Source organism: Bacillus sp. UNC438CL73TsuS30 (assembly GCF_000482325.1).
Taxonomy (GTDB): Bacteria; Bacillota; Bacilli; order Bacillales; family Cytobacillaceae; genus Neobacillus.
Genome location: NZ_KI535295.1, coordinates 642,909 through 666,827, shown reverse-complemented (window position 1 = coordinate 666,827; position 23,919 = coordinate 642,909). Strand labels below are relative to the sequence as shown.

Sequence of the window (23,919 nt, the reverse complement as noted above, 5' to 3'; positions counted from 1 at the left end):
TAAAAACCTCCTTCACCTGAATTCGATGAAGGAGGTTTTTTTGATTAAATAAACATATTTACAATTAAAGCTACACCAAAAGCTACGAATGACAAAATCGTTTCTAATACTGTCCAAGTTTTAAAGGTTTCCTTAACAGACAAGCCTAGATATTCTTTCACCATCCAAAAGCCTGCATCATTAACATGTGAAAACATTAGTGAACCTGCACCAGTTACGATTACGAGAAGCTCCATATTGACACCTGACATATGTTGAACGATTGGTGCCACAATTCCTGCTGCCGTTGTTAAAGCAACCGTTGCTGAACCAGTTGCAATACGAATTAGTCCTGCGATCATAAATGCTAACACAAGTGGTGATAGGTGGATATTCTGTGACATATCACCGATTGTAGCACCTACTCCGCTATCAATAAGGATTTGTTTAAATCCACCCCCAGCACCAATAATAGCAATGATAGAACCAACAGGAAGGAAGCATTCCTCCGTAAATTTCTTAATCCCATTTTTATCAATGCCTTGACGAATTCCAAGGAAGTAGAAAGCTGCAAAACAAGCGATTAAGAGTGCAATTAGCGGACTACCGATAAAGATGAAGAATTTCGTGATTCCCCCTGGAAGCCCTATATATGGAGCAACAGCTGAGAAAATCATTAAGATTACAGGAAGTAAGATAATAAAGAATGATAATCCTGTGCTAGGCAATTTCTGTGCTGCCATATTGATTTTAATTAATTCAGGTTCGTTCTCTGGAATAACCCGTTTGTGAACCCACTTAGCAAATAAAGGACCTGCAATGACTACAGATGGGATTGCAATAAGCAGGGAATATAGTAGTACCTTTCCCATGTTCGCATTATAAATCGAAATAGCGGCAATTGCCCCTGGATGCGGTGGCACTAACCCATGCACGATCGATAATCCTGCGATGGCTGGAAGCGCAATCAATAAAATATTTTGTTTTGATGTTTTATGGATTGAAATAACCAATGGAAGTACAATTAAGATTCCAACTTCAAAGAATACAGGGATCCCGATAATAAAACCTGCTAACATCATAGCCCATGGAAGTTTTTTTACGCCAAATTTATTAACGAAGAAATTCGCAACCTGAACGCCTGCTCCTGATTCAGCCATCATTTTACCTAAAATTGTACCTAATGCTAAAATACCGACTAAATGACCTAAAGCGCCGCCAACTCCTGTTTCAATCCCGCTAACAATTTTATCCATCGATAAACCAGAAAAAATGGCTAGAAATAGAGTTGCAACTGTTAAACTTATAAATGCATGCCATTTAAACACTGAAACTCCGATTATAACAATAATAATAGCTAATAAGGTAAGCAATAAGCTTGTCATACGATGAATTCACCTTCCCTTTTTTTGTAAGCCCTTTCGAACTTCTATAAAAATTTTTCTCTCTTTTTGTTGAAAAACTTTATATCATTATTTGGCCAATAATTGATGAAAGCACTTTCAAGGCATACTCTGATTATATGAAAGAAATTTTCTTTTATCAATAGTTTTTGAGAAAAAAATTTTTTCGCATTTTTTCCAAAAAAAATCTACCCTAAAAGGTAGATTCTCTCTTAATAAATACTGGCTCTTATAATAGAAGCATCAATGTCCTTATCCCTTTGTAAGGTGATCTTTACTTCTGAGTTGATAATCATTGTATCACCCTTTTCTAACAAGAAAGCTTCATCTTCACTTGCGTCAACATGAACCATTCCATTGACACAATAGAAAATCTCATTTTGTCCATTTAATACCAACCCAACATCAGGGTTCTCTTTTCCAAGATGGATTGCAGAAAGATCTCCTTCAAATCCATCTGCCAACATTAAATTAAAGTCTGTTACCTTCCCTTTACTCCTTGTTGTCCACCCACCATAAAAACGGTCCAGATCAAACGGTCTTAAAAACACTGAACCTTGTCCTTCATGCTCAAGGTACATTTCACCATCAAGAATCATGATGACTCTATTGATTCCTGGTAGGTGCGTAAAAAGGGATTCTGCAACTTCTACTTCAGCAGTACTAATCCGCCAATTAAAATTACGCAAAGAATAGTCCGCATTTTCCGGGTAAATAGCCAACTGGGTTGTTTTCCCACCCGACCAAAGACTCGTTTTCTGTTGATTTTTTTTGATTATTTTTATTGAATGCATCATACAATCACTCCAGTAAATGTTGTTAGATCATAAATGAAAAACAACTGTATTTTCTATGTTTAATTTACCGTTTATTTCGGGAAACATAAAGAAAATTATTTGTTTCGCTTTGAAGATTGGAATGATTTTATGGGCATGAAGTTAATCAAATTCCTCTATTACCTAACCATGGTAAGGGGTAGAATTTTTCTGCCCTTTATTCTTTTTTACATCTTAATCACTTCATTTATTGCTTATTCTCTTGAACCCAAAACCTTTGAGTCCTATCTTACTAGTGTTTATTGGGTTCTTACTACATTGGCAACAGTTGGTTTCGGAGACTATGCGCCTGTCACCAATGCCGGAAAAACCTTTACCATTTTTCTTTATATTACCGGTGTTGGCCTTTTAAGTTTATTCTTTGGGAAAATCTTTGCCTCATTTAGGTTATTTGAAAAGCATAAAGCCGGAGGGAAAATGAAATATACAGGTAAAAATCATTTTATATTAATTGGATGGAGTGAAAAAACGAAATTAGCCATTCAAGAAATTTTTAAAACTGATAAAAAAGTTGATATTGTCGTAATTGATCATGTCGAAACAGCACCAATAATGGAAGAACGTTTGTTTTATGTTCGCGGGGATGCTACAAATGAGGAAACCCTAAAGCAAGCAAATTTGTCAAAGGCAAAAGGGGTTATTATTTTTGCTGATCGATCATCACAAGAAACCTTTCCTAAAAAAGACCCCTTATTAGTCGATGGAAAGACGTTATTAATTGCTACTGCCATCACAACAATGGAGGAAAAATTAAATAAATCAATTCATGTAACGGCAGAAGTCATTAATCAAAACCATTTACCATTATTCAAGCAAGTCAATGTAGATGAATTTATCCCCACGGAAGAAATGATATCACATGCTGCAGTTAGATCACTTTTTTCTCACGGTGTAACACATATGTATTCAGAATTATTGAGCACTGAGACAGGGGAATCTGTCTTCGAAATTCCTAAACAAGCTCATTGGAGAACCTACCGAGATGCTTTTTTGGATCTTCTTAACAAAGGAGCCACTCTTATTGCCGATGGCGGTGATCTTCACATCAATCAAAAATTAGACGAGCCAATTCCCGCAGATGCACAACTATTCATTATTTGTAACAAACAAAGCTTTACCGACATTTGCAAAAAAGTGCCAGATACCTTCTAAAAGGTCTCTGGCACTAATGGGAATGAATTTGTCATCCAAGATTGAATATGATAATACCAAAACATGCAGCAAACAACAAAATATCAAGCCCGATCCCAATCAATAACCCCTGCCCCAATTGTTTTTTCCCTTTAGAAAAGCTGACAACGGTCAAAATAATAAGGGCAATCGGGGCGGCAAAGATATAAAAAAAGGTAATCATCGGAATGGTAAACATGATCAAGAGACCTAATAAATAAATCCCAACTGATATTCCGATCCCTTTCCAAAGGTCTTTTAAGGATCCATTTCCACCTTTCCCATCCTGATTTTGGCTCAAACCACTCAGCTCCTTTAAAATGAACTATTTAACGGTTGTTTTCCCCTCAAGCTCTTCCCTGATTTTCATTAATTCGAGTTCTTTATCATCCCTATAAAATAAATTATAGGTATCAAACGGAATAATTCTTCCATCTGGATGCGCAATGTGTACACAAGATTTTTTAACAGAACGGACATCAAAATTGTAGGCATCCAAAAATTGCATGATAATGACACGAAAAACATTATCATAGCCAATTTCCCCAGGCATCGCCACCTTTGGCAGACAGCATAATAAATCCTTTAACGATAAGGCCGAGGAATCGGGTGAATGATTTAACGAGAATAATTTGAAAATCATATTTTTGATTGTTTCGTCTTGCTCAAAAACAATGGTATTGCGGTCCCCTTCTAACAAAATCTTTGGATCCACTAATCCAGTTAAAGGAGTAACCTCTCCATTTAGTTTGAGAGCATACCCCATTGCAAGGCAATCAGGATGACAGGGGACAGGGATGATATCTTTTGAGCCAAATACATTGGATTGGTCGATAATCATTTGCCGGACTTCACTCAATGTTAAACGGTTGACTGCAGGATCGTAATCTTCTAATCTACCCGCTGCCTGAATCGGCTGGAAGGTCACCCCGCGAACACATTTTTGCTGCAGGCCGTATTGTATGATTTTTCCTACTTCATGATCATTTAACCCTTTTTTCAAAGTAACTACTAGTGTCGTAGAAATATTGCATTCATTTAAGTTTTCAATAGCCTTTTGTCTGATCTCTCTTAAATCTACACCCCTTAATTCTTCAAGCGCATCTTTTTCAAAACTATCAAATTGGAGATATATCTCAAATCCTGGTGAATAGGTGGCGAGCTTCTTCACAAAATCTTTATCATTGGCGATCCGGAGGCCATTTGTATTGACCATTATATGCCGGATTGGCCTAGATTTTGCGAGATCAAGAATTTCAAAAAACTGTGGATGAATCGTTGGTTCCCCGCCGCTTATTTGCACAATATCCGGTTCCCGTTCGTTTTTAATAATTTGATCTAACATAAACTCAATTTTTTCTAAACTACGAAAAGTTCCCTTTTGTGGGGAGGATTCCGCATAGCAAATCGGGCATTTTAAATTGCAGCGCTCAGTAATTTCAAGTAGCGTTAAACAACTGTGCTGTTCATGGTCGGGACACAAACCGCAATCATAGGGACATCCATATTTAATTGGTGTGTTCCAGCGATATGGCATTTCTGAAGGCTTTATAAACTCGCGGCACCATTTGTAATACTCAACATCTGTTGAAATTAAGACCTTTTCCCTGCCATGTTGCAAACAATTCTTCACGAGGTAAACCTTTTCATTTTCAATAATGACCTTTGCTTCGACTTTTCGTAAACAGGTGGAACAAATACTATTGGTCAATTCATAAAACAAATACGGACGATTAGGCATAAAGCGCTCTCCTCTTTTCGGTTTGTTTTTTGTTTATCAGCCATATGTAATACGTAATTCCTAGCAAACAGGCAATTTGGATATTATTAAAACCCCAATAAGGATGCGGTGTTGGTTTAAAAAAATCAATCAAAAGGCGAAACGTTAAATAATTAAGCATGAACAGTTGAAACAAAAACCCCTCCCAGCCGAATTTTTTTCTTTTCATTTGAAATAGACATAATACAAGAATTCCTAGGAAAAAAATTTCATACAGCTGTGTTGGATGCCTTTTTACACCATCGCCAAAGTCCACTCCTGTAAACCATGTTGTTGCAACCCCGTAGGTATGATCATCTAACCCGGTTAAAAAACAGCCAATCCGTCCAATCATCATACCCACTGCGAGAGGAAGGACAAAGTCATCCCCTGTGGACCGAGTCCATCCGATACATTTTTTCGCAATTTCCACCCCAATTAATCCGCCCAATAAACCGCCGACAATGGTTTTTCCTTCCATTAAATATAGGATACTATTCCAATGCTCCAGGGTTTTTTTCGGATCCTCAAACCAATAAAGCAGTTTGGAACCCAAGGCTGCACCTAAGGTGGCACCGACAACGACCCACAGTGCTTTGTCTATTGGAATCCTCTCCTTATTTCTCGTATATAAATAGACACGAAAACCGATAAAATAAGCAAGTGATTCGAATAGTAAATGGGGGTGTATTCCAAAGATATAGAAAGGAAAATGCATTTCATCCTTCCTCCCTTCTTTCTTCTATATTATCAAAATATTATAATTAAATTCTTCCTCTCTTACTATTTTTATAACTATATTTATACGAAAAGCGAAGAGTGATTTTACTCAATCCCTTCGCTTCTTTAATTTCCGATAAAACCGGTATCCTTTTCTAACCCCATCAATGATAAAAAAAGGAATCCTTGGATGAAGTTTTAATAAAAATGGTTGATAAATTTTATAATAGGCTTTTTTCAGATCATCCCATTTACTACAATATCCCACTTTATAGAAATCCGAGACATCTACGATATAGCCTCTTCCCTCATACATCACGACATTTTTCCCGTGAACATCATAGGGGTTTAAACCAACTGATCTGGCATAGTCTAAGCCACGATCAATATCCTTTATTACTGTTTCCGGTATCGGAATCCCCTTTATGATTGCATTAAACAGCGTAATTCCCTCAAGCTTTTTCAGTACTAAATAATTCTCTCCATATGCTATTAAATTCGAAAAGGTTTCATGATTACCTAATCGCTTATACACTTCAATTTCTTTTTTCAGTTCCTCAGGACTTCTTCCGTAAACCTTGACAACACAACCTGGATCAGAATCATGTGAAAAAACACCGGCATAATTTCCATTTCCAATGGTTATCCATGACTTCGACTGATTTCGAACAAAAATGGGGTCAAATGGATTGGGCGAGATTAATTGTATATTTGGCAATAATTCATTTTCTATTAGTTTGATATAATGATCTGTGCTCATTTTCCCCACTCACTTCCTTTTTTCCTTCCTTTTTTATATGCAACGTAATACACTGAGTATACAGTAAAAATGATTGTAAAACCGATTTGAATTGAAAAAGAAGAGAGGGATAAGCATGACATTTCCCATTTTAGGAACAAAAAGACTTAGGCTAATTGAAATTGGCCATCAGCATGTGAACAGTCTATATGAAATTTTATCATTAGACGAAGTAATGAAATACTATGGGACTGACCGTTTTACTTTCCCTGCTGAAGCTTCAAGATTAATAGATATGTTTCAAAGAAATTTCATTGAAAAACGAGGGATTCGCTGGGGGATTGTCCTAAAAGCAAATCAAAAGTTTATTGGCACTATAGGACTAAATGGATTACAGCTAAAAAATAAACGAGCCGAGATTGGATACGAAATACATCCTCATTATTGGCGAAATGGGTATACATCTGAGGCAATTAATGAGGTTTTACGCTTTAGTTTTGAAAAATTAGATTTATATCGGATTGGAGCGGTTGTATATCCTGAAAATGTGGCATCAGTTAACCTTCTTAAAAAGATAGGTTTCATAAAGGAAGGATTACTTCGCGGCTACATCAAACAAAATAATCAATCCCATGACACGTATGTCCTTTCGTTATTAAAGCCTGAATGGGAAAAAGAAAGACGCTTGATTTAGACAACTAAAAAAAGCCAGGAGCAAATACTGGCTTTTTCTATTCGTCAAAAAAATCTTGAAATTCTTTTGTGTTTTCTCCTTGATAATAAGGATTTTCTTCCTTTACATTTTTTGAATCAAGATTGGTCTTAATCACTAACATGGGCTCGGATGGTCTTTCCGCAATGATCCGGTCATTTAATTGGTCAAAATCAGGCAGCTTTTCATTTCCTGGCTGTTTTGGATTCATACACAACGCACCTCCTAGAGATAGGGTGCTTATTTTCCCTTCAAATCATTCAATCCTTTTAAATGCCCACAGAATTCATCAAGACAATTCGCCAGCCATCGGGATCTTCAATAGTAACACCGCCTCTTCCCCAGTAAGGGTTTTCAGGAGTGACTTCACCATACCCCATCGCCGACAGTCTATGTACCATTCGCTCTAACTCAAACTGATTAGGAAGGTAAAAAACAAGTAAATGGTCTTTTGTCGGAATTGGCAATTCCAGCTTTTCCTCTGACTGGGTAAATTCTAAATGGTAACTATTATTAGGCAGACCGAACATCACTCCATCATACCCTTCATGTCTGCGAAACTCGCCAATCTGTTCCAATCCAATGCCATTTCGATAAAATTCAATTATTTTATCGATTTGATTCGTTGGACGTGCCATCCGGAATTGTACTGCTGGAACACTTTCATTCCATTCCTTTCTCACAATGATGGTATAAGGAAGATCAGGATGATTGAACCGCTCAGACTGTACCCCGGATACAATAGCGGTAATAGGATGAATCGTTGCACTTCGGTCTGTTGGATACCAATTTCTTCCGTCCCTTACAATCACAAAAACCCCCTGTTTATCTCCATAAAAAGCAAAGGTTTCACTCTCCTCCTTTTGATCGTCAGACACTTTAGGAAACAAAAGATTTTGCATTTCCTTTACGGAAGGAACGGGCAAACCAATCTCTCCAACATCATACCATGAGGATTTCGGCCGATTATCTCCCCAGTGAAAGGGTCTTTCAAGCATTTCGAGAATATTGCCGTCCGGATCATGAAAATACGCTTGTTTTCCTTGCCAAAACATGCTGTACTGCCCATCTTCATCAGGTAATAATAGCTTTCTTTCAGCAAGTTTCTCATACATTTTGTCATAATATTCCGAGTTTGTCCGGAAGCAAACATGATAATATGGTGTATGATTGTCCAGTTCAAATATTAGTTTGGTTGTCCCCGCCCTTACTGCAAAATAAGTTTCAGCATCACTTATGAGTTCCATATCTAAATCCTCTGTATAAAATCTCTTCATTTCATCCAGTTTAAAGCATTTTAACTGTAACTGATAGATTTTCATTCTCCTCACTCCCTTACCTTTATTATAAGCAGGATGAATACAGAATTTGTTAATCAAAGGTCTGAAAATATCCCCTTCAATGAAAAAAGAAAAAACTAGGAAGTAAAAACTTCCTAGTATCTTTATTCTTCCTCTGAGCCGACTAAGAAATCTGGGTTTAGTTCTTCGAATTCTTCGTCGTCAACATCCATTCCCCATTCTTCATCGTCACAGGAGCATCCTTCAGGGTTAATGACTACACAAACCTTTGTTTCGCCAATTACCTCGACAAGGAATTCCCTTTCAACATGGACGATGATGCGATTACCATTAGGGGAAATGACGGCTTCACAACAATTCGGCTGTTGCAGCACTCGTGCAACAATTTCATTGTCATCAAGACAGTCATGGTCACGATACTTTAACTTTATGACATCACAATATTGAACACGTTCGGTAACTACTTCTGTCTTGGTATTATCATTATATGAATACCAAACGTTGATATCATAGGAGCCGTGTATCTCTACTGTTTTGCCGACTTTTTTCGCGTTATATTTATGGTTGATAATCCAACAGCCAAGAATACTTGTTGGATTATGTGCCGGGCTAATCGTATGATTGGACTGGGTGAATTTACGTCCTTTCGCGACTACGGCTTTCGTAATTATCTCTCTGTATTCTCCCATTTCGCGCGAACCCTCCTCATTCAGTTTCATTTCATCCTATGCTAATATTTAGACTAGTGTGCGATATATTTTGAAGAACACTGGTTAAAAGTTTAGTCATGATTCATTTTATGCGGGATATTTATGTATGTTCCGAAGTAATCAGGATTTTGAGGTCTCTTCCTATTTTTATGAAGGGCGTGCTGGACTTAGAAGGTTTTTAATCATAAGAAAAACCAGGCTTTTTAAAAGCCTGGCTTAAAATTTTTAATGTTCGTGATCGCAATCATCGTGGCCTTCACAAGCGCCGCCGCCATGTTTCAAACTTGCACCCGTTTCACCCATCAATACATCTCCACCGGTTGATGTAATGATTTCATCGGTAACCGTATTGGAAATCGTTGAAGCTATGATCTGTAGTAATTCATTCACTTCAAGCTGGGATTGTTTAAAATCTTGGACAACAGGAATTTCATCCAATTCTTGTTCAATGGATGCAATTTTGTCTTCCACTTTCTTCAAAGCTTCCGGTTTTCCATAATGCTGCAGGTTTACCGCTTGCTTTTGTAACCCTTTAATGTCAGAAATTAATACTTTAACTTTCGGGTTTTCATGAATTTGTGCTTCCGCCCGCTTGAAAAAATCAACTTCCTCTGTTTCCGCAATCATACGCGCTAGCTCTGTTGCACGAGCGACGATATCGTCTTTTGTATACTTCGTCACTTTACTTCACCTCTGCCGGTTCGAATTTCTCCACCATTTCTCCGTTTAATGACCATGTTTTTGCATCTGTAATTTTTACTTTTACAATCTTGCCAATTGCAGTTTTTGGAGCAACAAAGTTAACAAGCTTGTTTTTAGATGTATATCCTGCAAGAACATCTGGATTGTTCTTACTTTCACCTTCGACAAGAACTTCCACAACTTGGCCTACATATTTTTTCATTGCTTCAGCAGAAAGCTCGTTCACAAGATTATTCAAACGCTGTAAACGCTCTTTCTTCACTTCCTTCGGAACATTATCTTGCATTTTGGCAGCAGGAGTACCTTCCCGTGGAGAATAAATAAATGTATAAGCAATTTCAAACCCAACTTCTCGGTAGAGTGATAAGGTTTCTTCAAACTGTTCATCCGTTTCATTTGGATAGCCAACAATGATATCAGTCGATAGTGCAACATTTGGAATCGCAGCTTTTATTTTACGAACAAGCTCTAAATATTGTTCTCTCGTATACTTCCGAGCCATGATTTTTAGTACTTCCGTTGATCCGGATTGAACAGGTAAATGGATATGATCCATTAAATTGCCACCTTTGGCAAGTACTTCAATCAAATAGTCATCAAAATCACGTGGATGGCTTGTGGTAAAACGTATTCTTGGTATATCAATTTTACGTAACTCATCCATTAAGTCACCTAGGCCGTAGTTGATATCCTCTAAGTCTTTCCCGTAGGCATTCACGTTTTGACCAAGAAGTGTAATTTCTTTGTATCCAAGTGCCGCTAAATGACGAACCTCCTGAATAATTTCATCCGGTCTACGGCTGCGCTCTTTTCCACGTGTGTATGGCACAATACAGTACGTACAGAATTTATCACAACCGTACATGATGTTTACCCATGCCTTAATATTTCCGCGGCGGACTTTTGGAAGATTTTCAATTACGTCGCCTTCCTTAGACCAAACTTCGATCACCATTTCTTTCGACATATAGGCTTCATGAAGAATGTTTGGCAGGCGGTGAATATTGTGGGTTCCAAAAATCATATCAACCTGCTGATAGGTTTTTAAAATCTTATTGACGACAGACTCTTCTTGGGACATACAGCCGCAAACGCCTAAAAGCAGGTCAGGTTTTTCCATTTTTAATGCCTTTAAGTGACCCAATTCACCAAAAACCTTGTTCTCTGCATTCTCACGGATGGCACAAGTATTTAAAAGAATAACATTGGCATCCTCCGTGTTATCTGTTGGCTCATAGCCTAAAGCTAAAAAGATTCCTGCCATTACCTCTGTATCATGTTCATTCATTTGGCATCCATAGGTGCGAATATAGAATTTACGCCCTTCACCCATGCCGCGAAATTCTTCCGGAATGGAAAAATCGTTATGATACTTAACTTCTTCTTTTCCACGCTTTTTCGCTTCCTTTAACGAAGGAGCCGTTATCACTTGTTCAAAATACTTACTGTAATCCTTGGCGGATTTTTTGTCCGAAGAATTAGCAGACTTTACTTGTTTACTATCTAAACGTTGTTGTTCATTCATCAGGAAAAATCTCCTTTCTTGATTTTAATCATAAGATGCTTCCTCTATGAAAATTAAATTTGCCAGTCCTTACCATTCATTTACAGTTTGGAAAGGGTGCACAATAATCTGCACATTATTATAGTATAAAGGTTTATAGGAATGAAAACAATAAAAAATCCCTTCCCACACCAGTGATAAAATGGTTGGGCAATCAAAATATACCTATGTAGAATTCTCCGCTCAATGGATAATTGTAGCTTATTTTTCCAACAAAATATGTGACAATCCTCACGTAACATAAAGTGTAGACTAAGTAACTAGAGATTAAACCTTTGAAAGGAGGAATTTGGAATTTCATAGAGTTAATAAAAAAACCCGTGGTTCTCGTAACCACGGGTTTTTACAAATTCTATTACATAAACTCTGATGCAAGTTTATCAAAATGCGCTTGATCAAGGTTAAGATCAGCATTTACTAAAGGCTCCTCAGAGTAGCCTTTAATTAATTCTTGATAAGAAGCACGCTCAGTGTTTTGGTAAATAAGACCAGTTACAAGGCCATTATGCTTCATTAATGTTTGCATAGCCATTTCACGGTTTGATGGATCATAACCTTCAATGTCGCTTAACTTTGTTAAGTTTTCTTTAAACCAGTCATAAGTGTTCACTTTATTGTAAGTAACACAAGGACTGAAAACGTTAATTAAAGAGAAACCTTTATGTTTAATTCCAGCTTCAATTAAAGCTGTTAAATCTTTTAAATCAGTTGAGAAGCTTTGTGCTACAAAAGTACCACCTACTGTTAATGCCATTTCCATTGGAGAAATTGCTTGTTCAATAGACCCACCTGGAGTTGACTTTGTTTTAAAGCCTTCAGCAGAACGTGGTGATGTTTGACCTTTTGTTAAACCATAAATTTGGTTATCCATAACGATATACGTTACGTCTAGATTACGGCGAATCGCATGGATTGTATGTGCCATACCGATAGCATAACCGTCACCGTCACCGCCGGATGCGATTACAGTTAAATCACGGTTTGCCATTTTAACACCTTGAGCAATTGGAAGTGAACGTCCATGAATACCATGGAAGCCGTATGCATTAATATAACCAGAGATACGACCAGAACAGCCAATCCCAGAAATAACCGCAAGATTTTCAGGTTCTAAACCAACATTTGCAGCTGCACGTTGCATTGCAGCTTGTACAGAGAAGTCGCCACAGCCAGGGCACCAGTTCGGTTTTACATCATTTCTAAAATCTTTAAAAGTGGCCACTTAGAACAACTCCTTACATTTTGAATAAACTTCATGTGGTAAAAATGGATTTCCATCATATTTAACAAACTTCGTAATTTTTTCAGCATGACCAACATTCATTTTCATAATATTTGCAAGCTGACCTGTTGCATTATTCTCAACAACAAGTACTTTTTTCGCAGAACGAATAAGTGGAAGAATTTCGTCTGATGGGAACGGATGGATTAAACGAATCTGTGCATGATTCACTTTCAACCCGTCCTTATCTAAGCGACCCATTGCTTCTTCAATCGCACCGCGAGTTGAGTTGAAACCTACAACTAAGAGATCAGCATCTTCATGTGGTGCATTTTTATAAACAGGTGTATCAAAACGAATATTTTCAACCTTACGGAAACGTTTGTCCATTTGAGCAATACGATTTGCTGCTGATTCAGATGGTTTACCAGTCTCAGCGTGTTCAACACCTGTTACGTGGTGAATACCATTTTTCATTCCTGGAATTGAACGCGGTGATACACCATCTTCTGTTACTTCATAACGCTTGAAATAACCTTTGTTTTCAATTTCAGGAAGTTCTTCAGTTACAAGCTTACCGCGTCTAATTTCAACTTTAGAAGCATCAAGTGGTTCCACTGTTTGCTTACCTAATGATAATTGAAGATCAGATAATACAATTACTGGGCACTGATATTCTTCAGCAAGGTTGAACGCTTCTGCTGTATCATAGAAAGCCTCTTCAACTGTACTTGGAGCCATAACAATCTTTGGAATTTCTCCGTGCGTACCATAAATCATGGCCATTAAGTCTGATTGTTCTTGCTTTGTTGGTAATCCTGTTGAAGGACCTCCACGCTGTGTATCAACAATAACAATTGGAGTTTCAGTGATACCTGCAAGGCCAATTGCTTCCATCTTCAATGATAACCCAGGGCCAGAAGATGCAGTTAGGGCACGAACGCCGCCATAGTTTGCACCAATTGTCATTGTACATGCAGCAATTTCATCTTCAGTTTGTATAACTGTTCCGCCAAGAGCAGGTAATTTTTTAATTAAATATTCCATGATATCTGAAGCAGGAGTAATTGGATATGCTGCCATAAAACGACAGCCACCTGCAAGAGCACCAAGAGCAATTGCATCGTTTCCAATCATGTACATCCGTTTTTTACCATCAGCTTTTGCAAGTTCCATTTTTGGAACGTTAGCATCCATTTTTTCTTTCATATACTCAAAGCCGGCTTTGATTGCATCCATGTTCTTCGCAACTACTTGCTCGCCTTTTTTACCAAAAATTTCACGAACTACTTCTTCAAAAACATGAATGTCTAAATCTAATACCGCAGATGTAGCACCAATTGCCACCATGTTTTTCATTAAAGAAGTACCTAATTCAGTAGCCATTTCAGTAAATGGAACCGCATACAACGAGCTTTCCGTATCTTCCGGTTTCTTTGGATTAAACTTTGCATCTGCAAGAATTACGCCGCTACTAGGAAGTTCTTTGTAGTTAACGTCAATCGTTTCTTGGTCAAACGCAACAAGAATATCAAGATCATCAGAAATTGAACGAACATCTGTAGTGCTTACTCTAATCTTGTTGTTTGTATGACCGCCTTTAATACGTGAAGAAAAGTGACGATAACCATACAAGTAATACCCCAGGCGATTCAATGCAATTGCAAAGATTTCCCCAGTACTTTCAATACCTTCCCCTTGTTGTCCTCCAACTTTCCACGAAAGTTGATCGATCATGACTTACACCCCTTTGGATATGTAAAAAATAAGTAAACTAATCATCTAATACTATAGCACATTTCCAAGTAAACCACTAGACTTTTACACTTTAAAGCCAAAAAGCCCTTTAATTAGATACGTACTAAACGCTTACAATAATAGACCTATGAACTAAAAATTGCAACCCTTTAAATAAAAATATTAACTAAAATATGAATATTTTTTTATTATTAAAAAACTGCCTGTTTTGGTAATGTTTTATCGAATTAAATTGTTAAATAAAAAACATGGAATCACGCTGAACTACTACAGTTTTTTCATTGTCCATATCCTATATCCTACTATTATTTTATATATACCAAAATAATAATTTTACTGGAAATTTTACATAAAAATACCTGCTCAGCTTTAAACCGGCAGGTAAAGGATTTGATTAATGTATCCATTCATTTAAGACATTGTTTATCTCGGCTCAACAATGAGCTTTATAGCTGTGCGTTCTTCCCCGTCTATTAAAATATCGGTAAACGCAGGGATGCAAATCAGATCAACTCCGCTAGGTGCTACAAACCCTCGAGCGATCGCTACTGCCTTAACGGCTTGATTTAATGCACCCGCACCAATTGCCTGTATCTCCGCTGCCCCTCTTTCACGAAGAACTCCGGCAAGCGCACCAGCTACAGAATTAGGATTAGACTTTGCTGAAACTTTTAATATTTCCATTCCTAGCTCCTCCTTGTTTAATCCCGATCCCGCATGAGCAGTTCATGAACCAATCAGGTATATATAATACTCCACTGCTACTATATTCGGGCGGCAAAAAACATATTCCGGCTTGGACAAAAAAAGTTCAAGTAGCATAAGAAAAAACCCTCCATATTGAAGGGTTTAAGAATACCATGGATGGTCATCATTTATTAAGATTCGCTCGATCTTTTTACATTTACCGGTTTTCCGATCCAATTCAATCATTACTGCACTAAGCTGTGTTCTGCCTGTTTTTGACACTTCAAAGCGAACCGGGAGACTCATTAGAAACCTCTTGAGAACCGCATCCCTTTCTACACCAAGAATCCCATCATAAGGACCCGTCATCCCAACATCGGTTAGATATCCTGTCCCTTCAGGCAAGATACGATTATCAGCAGTCTGAACATGTGTATGAGTCCCAACAACAGCCGAGACTCGACCGTCAAGATACCAGCCCATCGCTTGCTTTTCACTCGTTACCTCAGCATGAAAATCAACAAAAATAAATGGGGTCCGAGCACGTGCTGTTTCCACCAATTCATCTGCTTTTCTAAAAGGGCAGTCTAATGGAGCCATAAAGGTACGCCCTTGTAAATTTATCACAGCAATTTCAACATCGTTCACTTTAAAAAATCCAATCCCTTTGCCAGGAGTCCCCTCCGGGAAATTTGCAGGACGGACCATATTTTTTGCACTATCGATAAATTCAAAGATTTCTTTATTATCCCAAGCGTGATTCCCAAGTGTGATTGCCTGCGCCCCGAAACTTAAAAATTCACGGTAAATCTTTTCCGTGATTCCTTTTCCTGAAGCTGCATTCTCTCCGTTGATGATTGTAAAATTAGGGCGGAATTTCTCTTTTAATTTAGGTAAATATTCTTTGACCATATCTCGGCCTGGTGACCCTACAACATCACCAATAAATAATATATTCATTTTTTTACCCTTTCTCTCTAAAAATATCTTCTATCTTAAATTGTAACACAATATTAATTCCTTTAATCTTAGGCAAAAAATAAAGCGGTGCGAATGCACCGCTTTATTTTGCGTATTCTACAGCCCGTGTTTCACGGATAACTGTCACTTTAATATGTCCTGGGTAATCAAGTTCTTCTTCAATGCGCTTACGAATATCACGTGCTAAGCGATGTGCAGCCAAATCATCAATTGCATCTGGTCTAACAATAATTCGAACTTCACGACCAGCTTGAATCGCAAATGACTTTTCAACGCCTTCATATGACTCGGAAATTTCTTCGAGCTTTTCTAGTCGGCGGATATAGTTTTCAAGTGTCTCACTGCGTGCGCCTGGTCTAGCTGCAGATAATGCATCAGCAGCAGCCACAAGTACAGCGATAATGGATGTTGGTTCTGTATCCCCATGGTGAGAAGCAATACTGTTAATGACAACAGGGTGTTCTTTATACTTCGTAGCAAGTTCAACCCCGATTTCAACATGGCTTCCTTCCACTTCATGGTCAATCGCTTTTCCGATATCGTGAAGTAATCCTGCTCGGCGTGCTAATGTTTCATCTTCTCCAAGTTCAGCTGCCAGCAGCCCTGAAAGCTGTGCAACCTCCATCGAGTGTTTAAGAACATTTTGCCCGTAGCTTGTGCGGAATTTTAAACGGCCAAGAATTTTGATAAGATCCGGATGTAGACCGTGAACACCGACTTCAAATGTCGTTTGTTCACCAACCTCACGAATATATTCATCAACTTCCCTACGAGATTTTTCTACCATTTCCTCAATACGTGCAGGATGGATCCGACCATCTTGGACTAGTTTTTCCAGAGCAAGTCGTGCAGTTTCACGACGAATTGGGTCAAACCCTGATAAAATGACAGCTTCTGGCGTATCATCGATAATTAAATCAATCCCTGTCAATGTTTCAAGAGTACGGATATTACGTCCCTCACGGCCAATAATACGACCCTTCATTTCATCATTCGGCAGGTTGACTACAGAGACAGTTGTTTCCGCAACATGGTCAGCAGCGCAACGCTGGATTGCCAGCGATAAAATTTCCTTTGCTTTCTTGTCGGCGTCTTCTTTCGCTCGATTTTCACTTTCCTTGATCATTATGGCTGTATCATGAGAAAGTTCCTGCTCAACACGATCTAATATAATCGCTTTTGCTTCTTCGCGCGTCAAGCTCGAAATTCGTTCGAGTTCACTTTGTTGTGTTCTAACCAACTCGTCCACTTTGCTTTCCATCTCTTCAATATGCTGTTGTCTTTGGTTTAGAGAATCATCCTTCTTTTCTAAAAGAGTTTCACGCTTATTTAACGATTCATCTTTTCGATCTAAATTCTCTTCTCTTTGCAGTAAACGGTTTTCTTGTTTTTGCAGTTCATTTCTTCGTTCACGAACCTCACGTTCAGCTTCAGTACGAAGCTTGTGAATTTCATCCTTTGCCTCGAGCAATGCCTCTTTTTTCAATGCATCAGCATCACGCTTTGCATCATCAAGGATTTGCTCTGCAGCACTCTTTGCTCCCGCAATTTTTGTTTCGGCAGAGGATTTACGAATAAAATAGCCAACAACGGCACCGACGATAAGGCCAAGCAAAATGGAGATGAGTGTAATTGGTTCCATCGTTACACCTCCTCTTGCTATGAACTTTTGTTACATTTTTAAGTGTCGGCATGTACATTGTTTAGACTCAACATACAGCAAGCACCATGGCTTTTCAATGTAATATTTCCAAAAATGTAAAATATACATGTTAATTGTAAATGTGCGCAAATTTATTGTCAAGGGTAGATACAGACAGACGTTTGAAATATTTTGAAATTGTTCAATGATTTACAAACTTTAGAGGAATTTCAATATGAATAAATATGCACTTTTATGTATTAAAATTCACGTTTTTTAAAAAAGAGCAAAGCCGATGACCGGATTTGCTCTTTTTTATTAGTCAATTAGTTCAAATTGATCTGGATCGTCTGTCTCAGTAACCGTCTTATCTCCATCTAATCCGTAGTGATCACGAATTTTCTGTTGAATGTCCAGACGAATTTCAGGGTTTTCTTTTAAGAATAGTTTTGCGTTTTCTCGTCCTTGGCCAAGTCTTTCGTCGTTATAAGAATACCAAGAACCACTTTTTTGAACGATATCTAATTCTGAGCCAAGATCGATGATCTCGCCCTCTTTAGAAATCCCTTCACCATACATAATATCCACTTCTGCTGTACGGAATGGAGGTGCAACTTTATTTTTGACGACTTTAATTTTTGTTTTATTACCGACCATGTCATTTCCTTGTTTTAAGGTTTCTGCACGGCGGACTTCAAGACGGATCGTTGAATAGAATTTAAGCGCACGACCGCCTGGTGTTGTTTCGGGGTTTCCGAACATAACTCCAACTTTTTCACGAATTTGGTTGATAAACACTGCGATTGTTTTTGATTTATTGATGGCACCTGATAGTTTACGAAGGGCTTGAGACATTAAACGTGCTTGCAAACCTACGTGAGCGTCACCCATTTCGCCTTCAATCTCCGCTTTTGGAACTAACGCTGCTACTGAGTCGATAACGATAATATCGACTGCACCGCTTCGAACAAGTGCTTCAGCAATTTCAAGGGCTTGTTCACCTGTATCTGGCTGCGATAATAATAACTCATCAATGTTAACACCGAGCTTTTGGGCATAAGTTGGATCGAGTGCATGCTCGGCATCGATAAATGCTGCTTGGCCGCCTTTTGCTTGTACTTCTGCAATTGCATGTAATGCTACTGTGGTTTTACCCGAGCTTTCCGGTCCATAGATTTCGATAATACGTCCTCTTGGATATCCCCCAACACCAAGAGCTGTATCAAGTGCTAATGATCCACTTGGCACTGTTGAAATCCTCGTTTCTGTCTGCTCACCCATTTTCATGATTGAGCCTTTACCAAATTGCTTCTCTATTTGCTTTAGAGCCATTTCTAAAGCCGCTTTACGATCACTCACTAAATCGTTCCTCCTCATATATATAAATATAATGATTAAAGCCACAAACTATTAAATTAAAACCTATTAATAATATAACCTCTTTTCATCTTTTTGTCGAGAAAAAAGACGAACATTCATTCGACTAAATAGCGCGGAATCTATATGTAAAAACAGGTAAATCCGTCAGATAAATGGATCTTTTATATGAATTTGCCCAAGGCAAATAAAGGAATTCATTTAATATCTGATAATTACATTTTAATTTTTTGGCGATTGATTCTACTTACCACATATACCATCTTATTTTCCAATACCCTTAAAAGACCCGAAAATAGACTATTAATCCGACGTACTATCAATATAGATTCAAATTTTTGATGAAAATTAGGTATCTCAAGTCCTTATTTTCCACTTGGAGTATTTTATTTTCCGCTTTCCCAAAATACTTTCCACTTTCCCCGTTTTATTTTCCACATCCACCTCTTTATTCCTTACCACTCAACCCCACCATCAAAACAAAAAAGAATCACAGAACGCCTCTAAGCATTCTGTGATTCTTTTAAATGTTTAAGCAAATAATAACAACCATATTTCACCGCACGGTTCCGGTTTGCTTCCCTTGAACCGGCAAGAATTACTTTTTCCACAACACCCGGCCGTCCCTGAATAGAAAGTCCAATATAAACCGTACCAACCGGCTTTCCTTCCTGTTCATCCGGTCCGGCAACACCTGTAAAACTGATGCCAATATCCGCACCTACAAGACTTGAAACATTTTCAGCTAACTCCAACGCACATTGCTCACTTACAACACCGTACGTATCAATAGTTTCCTGCTTCACCTTTAACACCTGGTGTTTCACTTCATTTGTATAGCAAACCACGCCGCCTTTTAAAATCGAACTTGCACCGGGGACGGAAGTTAACTCCTTCTGAAACATTCCGCCTGTCAGGCTTTCGGCAGCACCAATCGTTACATTCTTCGCTTTTAAAACTTTGCTTAACTCTTCAACTAGAGATGTACTGTTATAGCCATATAAAAATTGTCCGACTCGTGCACTAATCTTTTGCTCAACCTCATCGAGCATTTTAATTGCCGTATCATGGTCCTGATGCTTCGCCGTCAGTCTTAAGGTTACCTCACCATCTCCAGCTAATGGCGCAATCGTAGGATTACTTTGTGAATCAATGAGATCGATAATTTCAGTTTCCAATGCCGCTTCGCCAATCCCGAAAAAGCGCAACACTCTGGATACAATTTTATCATTGCTCTTCACTTGTAATGACAATGCCGAAAGACCGTATTCAACGAACATCGGTTCCATTTCCTTCGGTGGTCCAGGCAAAAGCATATAAACATGCCCCCTACTCTTAACCACCATTCCCGGTGCCATCCCATGATCATTGGACAAAACGTGAGAGCCTTCTACTACAAGTGCTTGTTTCCGATTATTTTCCGTCATCTGACGATTTGTCTTTTTGAAATAAGCCTCAATTGACTCCAAGGCATTTTCGTCAAAAACTAATTCCTTACCGATATGCTTTGCAATCGTTTCTTTCGTCAAATCATCCTTCGTTGGCCCCAGACCGCCTGTAAAAATAATCAAATCAGATCGGTCTTCGGCTATCTTGATAGCTGATTTTAAACGATCAGGGTTATCTCCAACTACGGTATGATAATAGACATTAATGCCTGCACCTGCTAAATGCTGGGAGATAAACCGTGCATTTGTATTGACAATTTGCCCAAGAAGTAACTCTGAGCCAACCGCAATAATTTCTGCATTCACAATCCATCACTTCCTATTATTTAGAATTCTTTAGCACATGGCTGTTCTTCGCAAAATAATCCCAGCCCGACCAGATGGTAAAAATCAATGCTACCCATAAAGCAATATCAGCAAATGGGAATGAGACCATGTCAAATAAAATATTATGTAAAAGAAGTGCAGAAATCGCGATGATCTGCGTCCAAGTTTTAATTTTCCCAAGCATATTTGCTGCTACAACCTCGCCTTCACCGGCAAGCAGCAGGCGTAGTCCGGTAACCGCAAACTCCCTACTAATGATTACAATGACAATCCATGACGCAGCGTACCCCAGCTCAACTAGTACAATCAAAGCTGCGGAAACAAGTAATTTATCAGCAAGGGGATCTAGGAATTTCCCCATATTTGTCACAAGATTATATTTGCGGGCGTAATACCCGTCTACCCAGTCAGTCGTAGAGGCAATAATAAAGATGAGAGCCCCAACAAAATGGGTAACCGGCAGGTCAACTCCAAGCAAATGTAAATTTCCCCATTTAAAGGGGACTAGCATAATGATTAAGAATATTGGAATTAATAATATTCTCGATACCGTTATCCTATTTGGTATATTCATAAAATTTCCTCCTAATTAAAAAACAAAAACGCAATTGAAATAAACTAAACTATTTCAATTTAATAAAAAACTGAAAAATAGTCATCATTTCGATGACTATTTGTTCTTCGGAACATATTGAATCGTAATGTTCTGACGAACCATTTCAGTCGGTGCCACTGCATACTTTAGCTTTTGATCATTTACATAAATCTCCGTATCCAATGTTCTGCCTACAACAATCACGGCTTGATTTTCCTTCGATAAATCTACTGTTTTACTATCTGTACCATTTGTAGTTAGCATCCCCTGGAAGAAAGAATAACCCTTGCCATTTTTAATATTCACCCATGTTTGACCCTTTGAAACCAATTTTACTTTAAACTTATCTGTGTTGCTTAATTTAAATGTAGTATTTGGGCCGCTGCTTTGGACCACTTTTAAATCCTGCTGAGAAACGGTTTCAGCAGAATTATCCCCGTTGTTCTTATTATCATTTGTACTGTTTTTAACATTTGTAGCTTTTGATTTTTTTGTTTCTGTCGCTTTTGCTTCTTCAAGATTTTGAGACTTTTCAATTTTCGCCTGGTCATTCACCTTATTAATGGATTCATTCGAATCACTGCTCGCATGACTTAATAGAAAATAATAGACTAACCCTGCAACCCCAATAACAAAAACACCAATTAGTATTTTTGGGAGCACATCAAAAAATTTCGAATTCCCTTCTGAAATCGCTTTGCGGCTTTTCACCCTCGATAATTGATCCGTTATTTCTTCATTATGAGTGATCGGGATATCACTTTTATAGGTTTCAAAAATTTCATCGGGATTTAGTTGAAGCGCCTCTGCGTACTGCTTTATAAAGGCACGAACATAAAAATTCCCGGGCATACTAGTATAATTTCCTTCTTCAATACCAATTAAGTAACGCTTTTGGATTTTTGTAATGGCCTGTACATCATCCAAACTCAAGTTTTTGGCTAATCGGGCTTCTTTTAGTCGATTACCTAATTCAGTCAACTTTTAACACCTTCCAATTTTCAAAAATCAAAATCTCCAAAATCAGAGCCGGAGAGTAAGTTACTCTGTTCTACTACCTCATATGTAATCTCTTCGTCCGCGTGATTTCTTAGTTCGATAATATAATCAAAATCATCTAGCGTGTACTCTGAATTTTGAACGAAAACGTCTGGATGTTCAATTACCTTCACAGCAGGCATGCGCATTATTTCACGAACAAGCTGCCAGTGGCGTTCACTTGCGCGTTTCGTTGAGACAATCCCATCCAAAATATATAAATTATTTTCATTGTACTCATCTTGAATTAGCTGATTTCGGATTGTTTGTTTTAAAAGAGTGGAAGAAACGAACAACCATCTTTTATTCGCACAAACACTTGCCGCAACAAGAGATTCTGTTTTGCCCACACGAGGCATCCCGCGAATTCCAATTAACTTATGGCCCTCCTGCTTAAACAATTCTGCCATAAAATCAACTAATAATCCAAGTTCATCCCTTACAAAGCGGAATGTTTTTTTATCATCCGCGTCTCTCTGGATATAACGTCCATGTCTGACTGCAAGGCGATCACGCAGCTTTGGTTCTCTCAACTTAATTAATTTTATTGTATCCATTGTATTAAGAATTGACTCTAAACGTTTAATTTGATCATCATCTTTTGCTTTAATTAAAAGGCCGCGTCTGCCTTCATCCACACCATTAATCGTTACAATATTAATAGCAAGCATACCTAATAGTGATGAAATGTCGCCCAACAAACCGGGACGGTTTTTTTGAATCTCATATTCTAAATACCATTCTTTTTTCTCCACAATAAAAACCCCCTAAGTATAGGCGTGAGTGATTCGACAAATTTTCACATTCCGATATCTAAACCTTATAATAAATGATTTTGAGTGAAGATGAAAGAAAAAACAAGGAGAAAGGCTTTAAATCTGGGAGAAAATATAAACAAAGAAAAAAAGAGAGGACCTGCCTCTCTCTTAACGAGTACCATTATTTGAAATAAGTTTAACCATTATATTAGCAATAGCTTGTTGTTCTTGCTTGTCAGCAACAGACCATAGATCTGAAAGGACTCTTTGCTGCTCATTTTTTGGCTCTACCTGGCTTGCCAAATAATCACCAATTTGAAATGCAAGGTTGTTTACAGCTCCCTCACTCATTCCCTCATTTTGCGCATGATGCAGACGATCAGCTAAAAAGTCTTCCCACTGTTTCCAGTTATCTAAAACAGACATATTAAAACCCTCCTTTAGAATAGTACAAGGATATTTTGTGACTTTCCGAAGAGATTTATTCATCT

At 38.1% G+C, this 23,919-nt stretch carries 24 protein-coding genes; 2 read left to right on the top strand and 22 right to left on the bottom strand.

Annotated features, from left to right (window positions below):
- Positions 1–44 precede the first annotated feature (44 nt).
- Together M028_RS0117040 and M028_RS0117035 are read right to left on the bottom strand one after the other, a co-directional pair.
- The gene (locus tag M028_RS0117040) at positions 45–1,364 is read right to left on the bottom strand and encodes a GntT/GntP/DsdX family permease (RefSeq protein WP_026574934.1); all 1,320 of its coding nucleotides are present in this window, start codon (positions 1,362–1,364) and stop codon (positions 45–47) included.
- A gap of 230 nt (positions 1,365–1,594) precedes the next feature.
- The gene (locus M028_RS0117035) at positions 1,595–2,179 is read right to left on the bottom strand and encodes a HutD/Ves family protein (RefSeq protein WP_026574933.1); all 585 of its coding nucleotides are present in this window, start codon (positions 2,177–2,179) and stop codon (positions 1,595–1,597) included.
- A gap of 129 nt (positions 2,180–2,308) precedes the next feature.
- Between M028_RS0117035 and M028_RS30280 the strand changes: the two genes are divergently transcribed.
- On the top strand, positions 2,309–3,370 hold the full coding sequence (locus M028_RS30280; protein WP_051591079.1) for a potassium channel family protein: 1,062 nt from the start codon (positions 2,309–2,311) through the stop codon (positions 3,368–3,370).
- A 31-nt stretch (positions 3,371–3,401) separates the two neighbouring features.
- On the opposite strand, the gene M028_RS30275 is transcribed toward M028_RS30280, so the two are convergent.
- The 4 genes from M028_RS30275 to M028_RS0117010 all read right to left on the bottom strand — a co-directional run bounded on the left by M028_RS30275 (position 3,402) and on the right by M028_RS0117010 (position 6,627).
- On the bottom strand, positions 3,402–3,689 hold the full coding sequence (locus tag M028_RS30275; RefSeq protein WP_051591078.1) for a hypothetical protein: 288 nt from the start codon (positions 3,687–3,689) through the stop codon (positions 3,402–3,404).
- Between the two features lie 24 nt (positions 3,690–3,713).
- Positions 3,714–5,129 (bottom strand): radical SAM protein, encoded by a 1,416-nt coding sequence (locus tag M028_RS0117020; protein WP_026574932.1) that lies wholly within the window; start codon positions 5,127–5,129, stop codon positions 3,714–3,716.
- A complete protein-coding gene (locus M028_RS0117015; RefSeq protein ID WP_026574931.1) occupies positions 5,122–5,865 on the bottom strand; it encodes a prolipoprotein diacylglyceryl transferase in 744 nt (247 codons plus the stop codon). The genes M028_RS0117020 and M028_RS0117015 overlap by 8 nt, the downstream gene beginning before the upstream one ends.
- Before the next feature lie 111 nt (positions 5,866–5,976).
- Positions 5,977–6,627 carry a serine/threonine protein kinase gene (locus tag M028_RS0117010; RefSeq protein WP_026574930.1) on the bottom strand — a complete coding sequence of 217 codons (651 nt, stop codon included), beginning with the start codon at positions 6,625–6,627 and terminating at the stop codon, positions 5,977–5,979.
- Between the two features lie 115 nt (positions 6,628–6,742).
- Here M028_RS0117010 and M028_RS0117005 point away from each other — a divergent pair, with 115 nt between their 5' ends.
- The gene (locus tag M028_RS0117005) at positions 6,743–7,300 is read left to right on the top strand and encodes a GNAT family N-acetyltransferase (protein ID WP_026574929.1); all 558 of its coding nucleotides are present in this window, start codon (positions 6,743–6,745) and stop codon (positions 7,298–7,300) included.
- 37 nt (positions 7,301–7,337) lie between these two features.
- On the opposite strand, the gene M028_RS0117000 is transcribed toward M028_RS0117005, so the two are convergent.
- The 16 genes from M028_RS0117000 to M028_RS0116920 form a co-directional block, all read right to left on the bottom strand.
- On the bottom strand, positions 7,338–7,529 hold the full coding sequence (locus M028_RS0117000; RefSeq protein ID WP_026574928.1) for a hypothetical protein: 192 nt from the start codon (positions 7,527–7,529) through the stop codon (positions 7,338–7,340).
- A 58-nt stretch (positions 7,530–7,587) separates the two neighbouring features.
- A complete protein-coding gene (locus M028_RS33630; RefSeq protein WP_231510865.1) occupies positions 7,588–7,956 on the bottom strand; it encodes a VOC family protein in 369 nt (122 codons plus the stop codon).
- 806 nt (positions 7,957–8,762) lie between these two features.
- Positions 8,763–9,308, bottom strand: a complete 546-nt coding sequence (locus M028_RS0116990) for an outer spore coat protein CotE (protein WP_026574926.1) — start codon at positions 9,306–9,308, stop codon at positions 8,763–8,765.
- 246 nt (positions 9,309–9,554) lie between these two features.
- Positions 9,555–10,010 (bottom strand): RicAFT regulatory complex protein RicA family protein, encoded by a 456-nt coding sequence (locus M028_RS0116985; protein ID WP_026574925.1) that lies wholly within the window; start codon positions 10,008–10,010, stop codon positions 9,555–9,557.
- 1 nt (position 10,011) lies between these two features.
- Positions 10,012–11,556: a tRNA (N6-isopentenyl adenosine(37)-C2)-methylthiotransferase MiaB gene (gene miaB / locus M028_RS0116980; protein ID WP_026574924.1), complete on the bottom strand. Its 1,545-nt coding sequence runs from the start codon at positions 11,554–11,556 to the stop codon at positions 10,012–10,014.
- Positions 11,557–11,950: 394 nt separating this feature from the next.
- Entirely contained in the window at positions 11,951–12,817 is an 867-nt protein-coding gene (locus M028_RS0116975; RefSeq protein WP_026574923.1) for a 2-oxoacid:ferredoxin oxidoreductase subunit beta, read from the bottom strand.
- The gene (locus M028_RS0116970; protein WP_026574922.1) at positions 12,818–14,554 is read right to left on the bottom strand and encodes a 2-oxoacid:acceptor oxidoreductase subunit alpha; all 1,737 of its coding nucleotides are present in this window, start codon (positions 14,552–14,554) and stop codon (positions 12,818–12,820) included.
- 444 nt (positions 14,555–14,998) lie between these two features.
- Positions 14,999–15,259 carry a stage V sporulation protein SpoVS gene (spoVS, locus tag M028_RS0116965; RefSeq protein WP_003211281.1) on the bottom strand — a complete coding sequence of 87 codons (261 nt, stop codon included), beginning with the start codon at positions 15,257–15,259 and terminating at the stop codon, positions 14,999–15,001.
- A gap of 165 nt (positions 15,260–15,424) precedes the next feature.
- Complete coding sequence (locus tag M028_RS0116960; protein WP_026574921.1) at positions 15,425–16,222, bottom strand: TIGR00282 family metallophosphoesterase; 798 nt, start codon at positions 16,220–16,222, stop codon at positions 15,425–15,427.
- Positions 16,223–16,325: 103 nt separating this feature from the next.
- On the bottom strand, positions 16,326–17,885 hold the full coding sequence (gene rny / locus M028_RS0116955; protein ID WP_026574920.1) for a ribonuclease Y: 1,560 nt from the start codon (positions 17,883–17,885) through the stop codon (positions 16,326–16,328).
- A 318-nt stretch (positions 17,886–18,203) separates the two neighbouring features.
- Positions 18,204–19,244: a recombinase RecA gene (gene recA, locus M028_RS0116950; RefSeq protein WP_026574919.1), complete on the bottom strand. Its 1,041-nt coding sequence runs from the start codon at positions 19,242–19,244 to the stop codon at positions 18,204–18,206.
- 521 nt (positions 19,245–19,765) lie between these two features.
- Complete coding sequence (locus M028_RS0116940) at positions 19,766–21,016, bottom strand: competence/damage-inducible protein A (RefSeq protein ID WP_026574918.1); 1,251 nt, start codon at positions 21,014–21,016, stop codon at positions 19,766–19,768.
- Between the two features lie 16 nt (positions 21,017–21,032).
- On the bottom strand, positions 21,033–21,611 hold the full coding sequence (gene pgsA, locus M028_RS0116935) for a CDP-diacylglycerol--glycerol-3-phosphate 3-phosphatidyltransferase (protein WP_026574917.1): 579 nt from the start codon (positions 21,609–21,611) through the stop codon (positions 21,033–21,035).
- 96 nt (positions 21,612–21,707) lie between these two features.
- Positions 21,708–22,613: a helix-turn-helix domain-containing protein gene (locus M028_RS0116930; RefSeq protein WP_026574916.1), complete on the bottom strand. Its 906-nt coding sequence runs from the start codon at positions 22,611–22,613 to the stop codon at positions 21,708–21,710.
- Between the two features lie 20 nt (positions 22,614–22,633).
- Positions 22,634–23,425, bottom strand: a complete 792-nt coding sequence (locus M028_RS0116925; RefSeq protein WP_026574915.1) for a DUF3388 domain-containing protein — start codon at positions 23,423–23,425, stop codon at positions 22,634–22,636.
- A gap of 171 nt (positions 23,426–23,596) precedes the next feature.
- On the bottom strand, positions 23,597–23,854 hold the full coding sequence (locus tag M028_RS0116920) for a DUF3243 domain-containing protein (RefSeq protein ID WP_026574914.1): 258 nt from the start codon (positions 23,852–23,854) through the stop codon (positions 23,597–23,599).
- Between the last annotated feature and the right edge of the window lie 65 nt (positions 23,855–23,919).

Excerpts from the sequence above, each read along its gene's own strand:
- M028_RS0116920 (WP_026574914.1), bottom strand. The coding sequence starts at position 23,854 with ATGTCTGTTTTAGATAACTGGAAACAGTGGGAAGACTTTTTAGCTGAT.
- M028_RS33630 (WP_231510865.1), bottom strand. The coding sequence starts at position 7,956 with ATGGCACGTCCAACGAATCAAATCGATAAAATAATTGAATTTTATCGA.
- rny (WP_026574920.1), bottom strand. The coding sequence starts at position 17,885 with ATGGAACCAATTACACTCATCTCCATTTTGCTTGGCCTTATCGTCGGT.
- M028_RS0117035 (WP_026574933.1), bottom strand. The coding sequence starts at position 2,179 with ATGATGCATTCAATAAAAATAATCAAAAAAAATCAACAGAAAACGAGT.
- miaB (WP_026574924.1), bottom strand. The coding sequence starts at position 11,556 with ATGAATGAACAACAACGTTTAGATAGTAAACAAGTAAAGTCTGCTAAT.
- M028_RS0117010 (WP_026574930.1), bottom strand. The coding sequence starts at position 6,627 with ATGAGCACAGATCATTATATCAAACTAATAGAAAATGAATTATTGCCA.
- M028_RS0117020 (WP_026574932.1), bottom strand. The coding sequence starts at position 5,129 with ATGCCTAATCGTCCGTATTTGTTTTATGAATTGACCAATAGTATTTGT.
- M028_RS0116960 (WP_026574921.1), bottom strand. The coding sequence starts at position 16,222 with ATGAATATATTATTTATTGGTGATGTTGTAGGGTCACCAGGCCGAGAT.
- M028_RS0117015 (WP_026574931.1), bottom strand. The coding sequence starts at position 5,865 with ATGCATTTTCCTTTCTATATCTTTGGAATACACCCCCATTTACTATTC.
- M028_RS0117005 (WP_026574929.1), top strand. The coding sequence starts at position 6,743 with ATGACATTTCCCATTTTAGGAACAAAAAGACTTAGGCTAATTGAAATT.
- M028_RS30280 (WP_051591079.1), top strand. The coding sequence starts at position 2,309 with ATGGGCATGAAGTTAATCAAATTCCTCTATTACCTAACCATGGTAAGG.
- M028_RS0116970 (WP_026574922.1), bottom strand. The coding sequence starts at position 14,554 with ATGATCGATCAACTTTCGTGGAAAGTTGGAGGACAACAAGGGGAAGGT.
- M028_RS0117000 (WP_026574928.1), bottom strand. The coding sequence starts at position 7,529 with ATGAATCCAAAACAGCCAGGAAATGAAAAGCTGCCTGATTTTGACCAA.
- pgsA (WP_026574917.1), bottom strand. The coding sequence starts at position 21,611 with ATGAATATACCAAATAGGATAACGGTATCGAGAATATTATTAATTCCA.
- spoVS (WP_003211281.1), bottom strand. The coding sequence starts at position 15,259 with ATGGAAATATTAAAAGTTTCAGCAAAGTCTAATCCTAATTCTGTAGCT.
- M028_RS0117040 (WP_026574934.1), bottom strand. The coding sequence starts at position 1,364 with ATGACAAGCTTATTGCTTACCTTATTAGCTATTATTATTGTTATAATC.
- M028_RS0116990 (WP_026574926.1), bottom strand. The coding sequence starts at position 9,308 with ATGGGAGAATACAGAGAGATAATTACGAAAGCCGTAGTCGCGAAAGGA.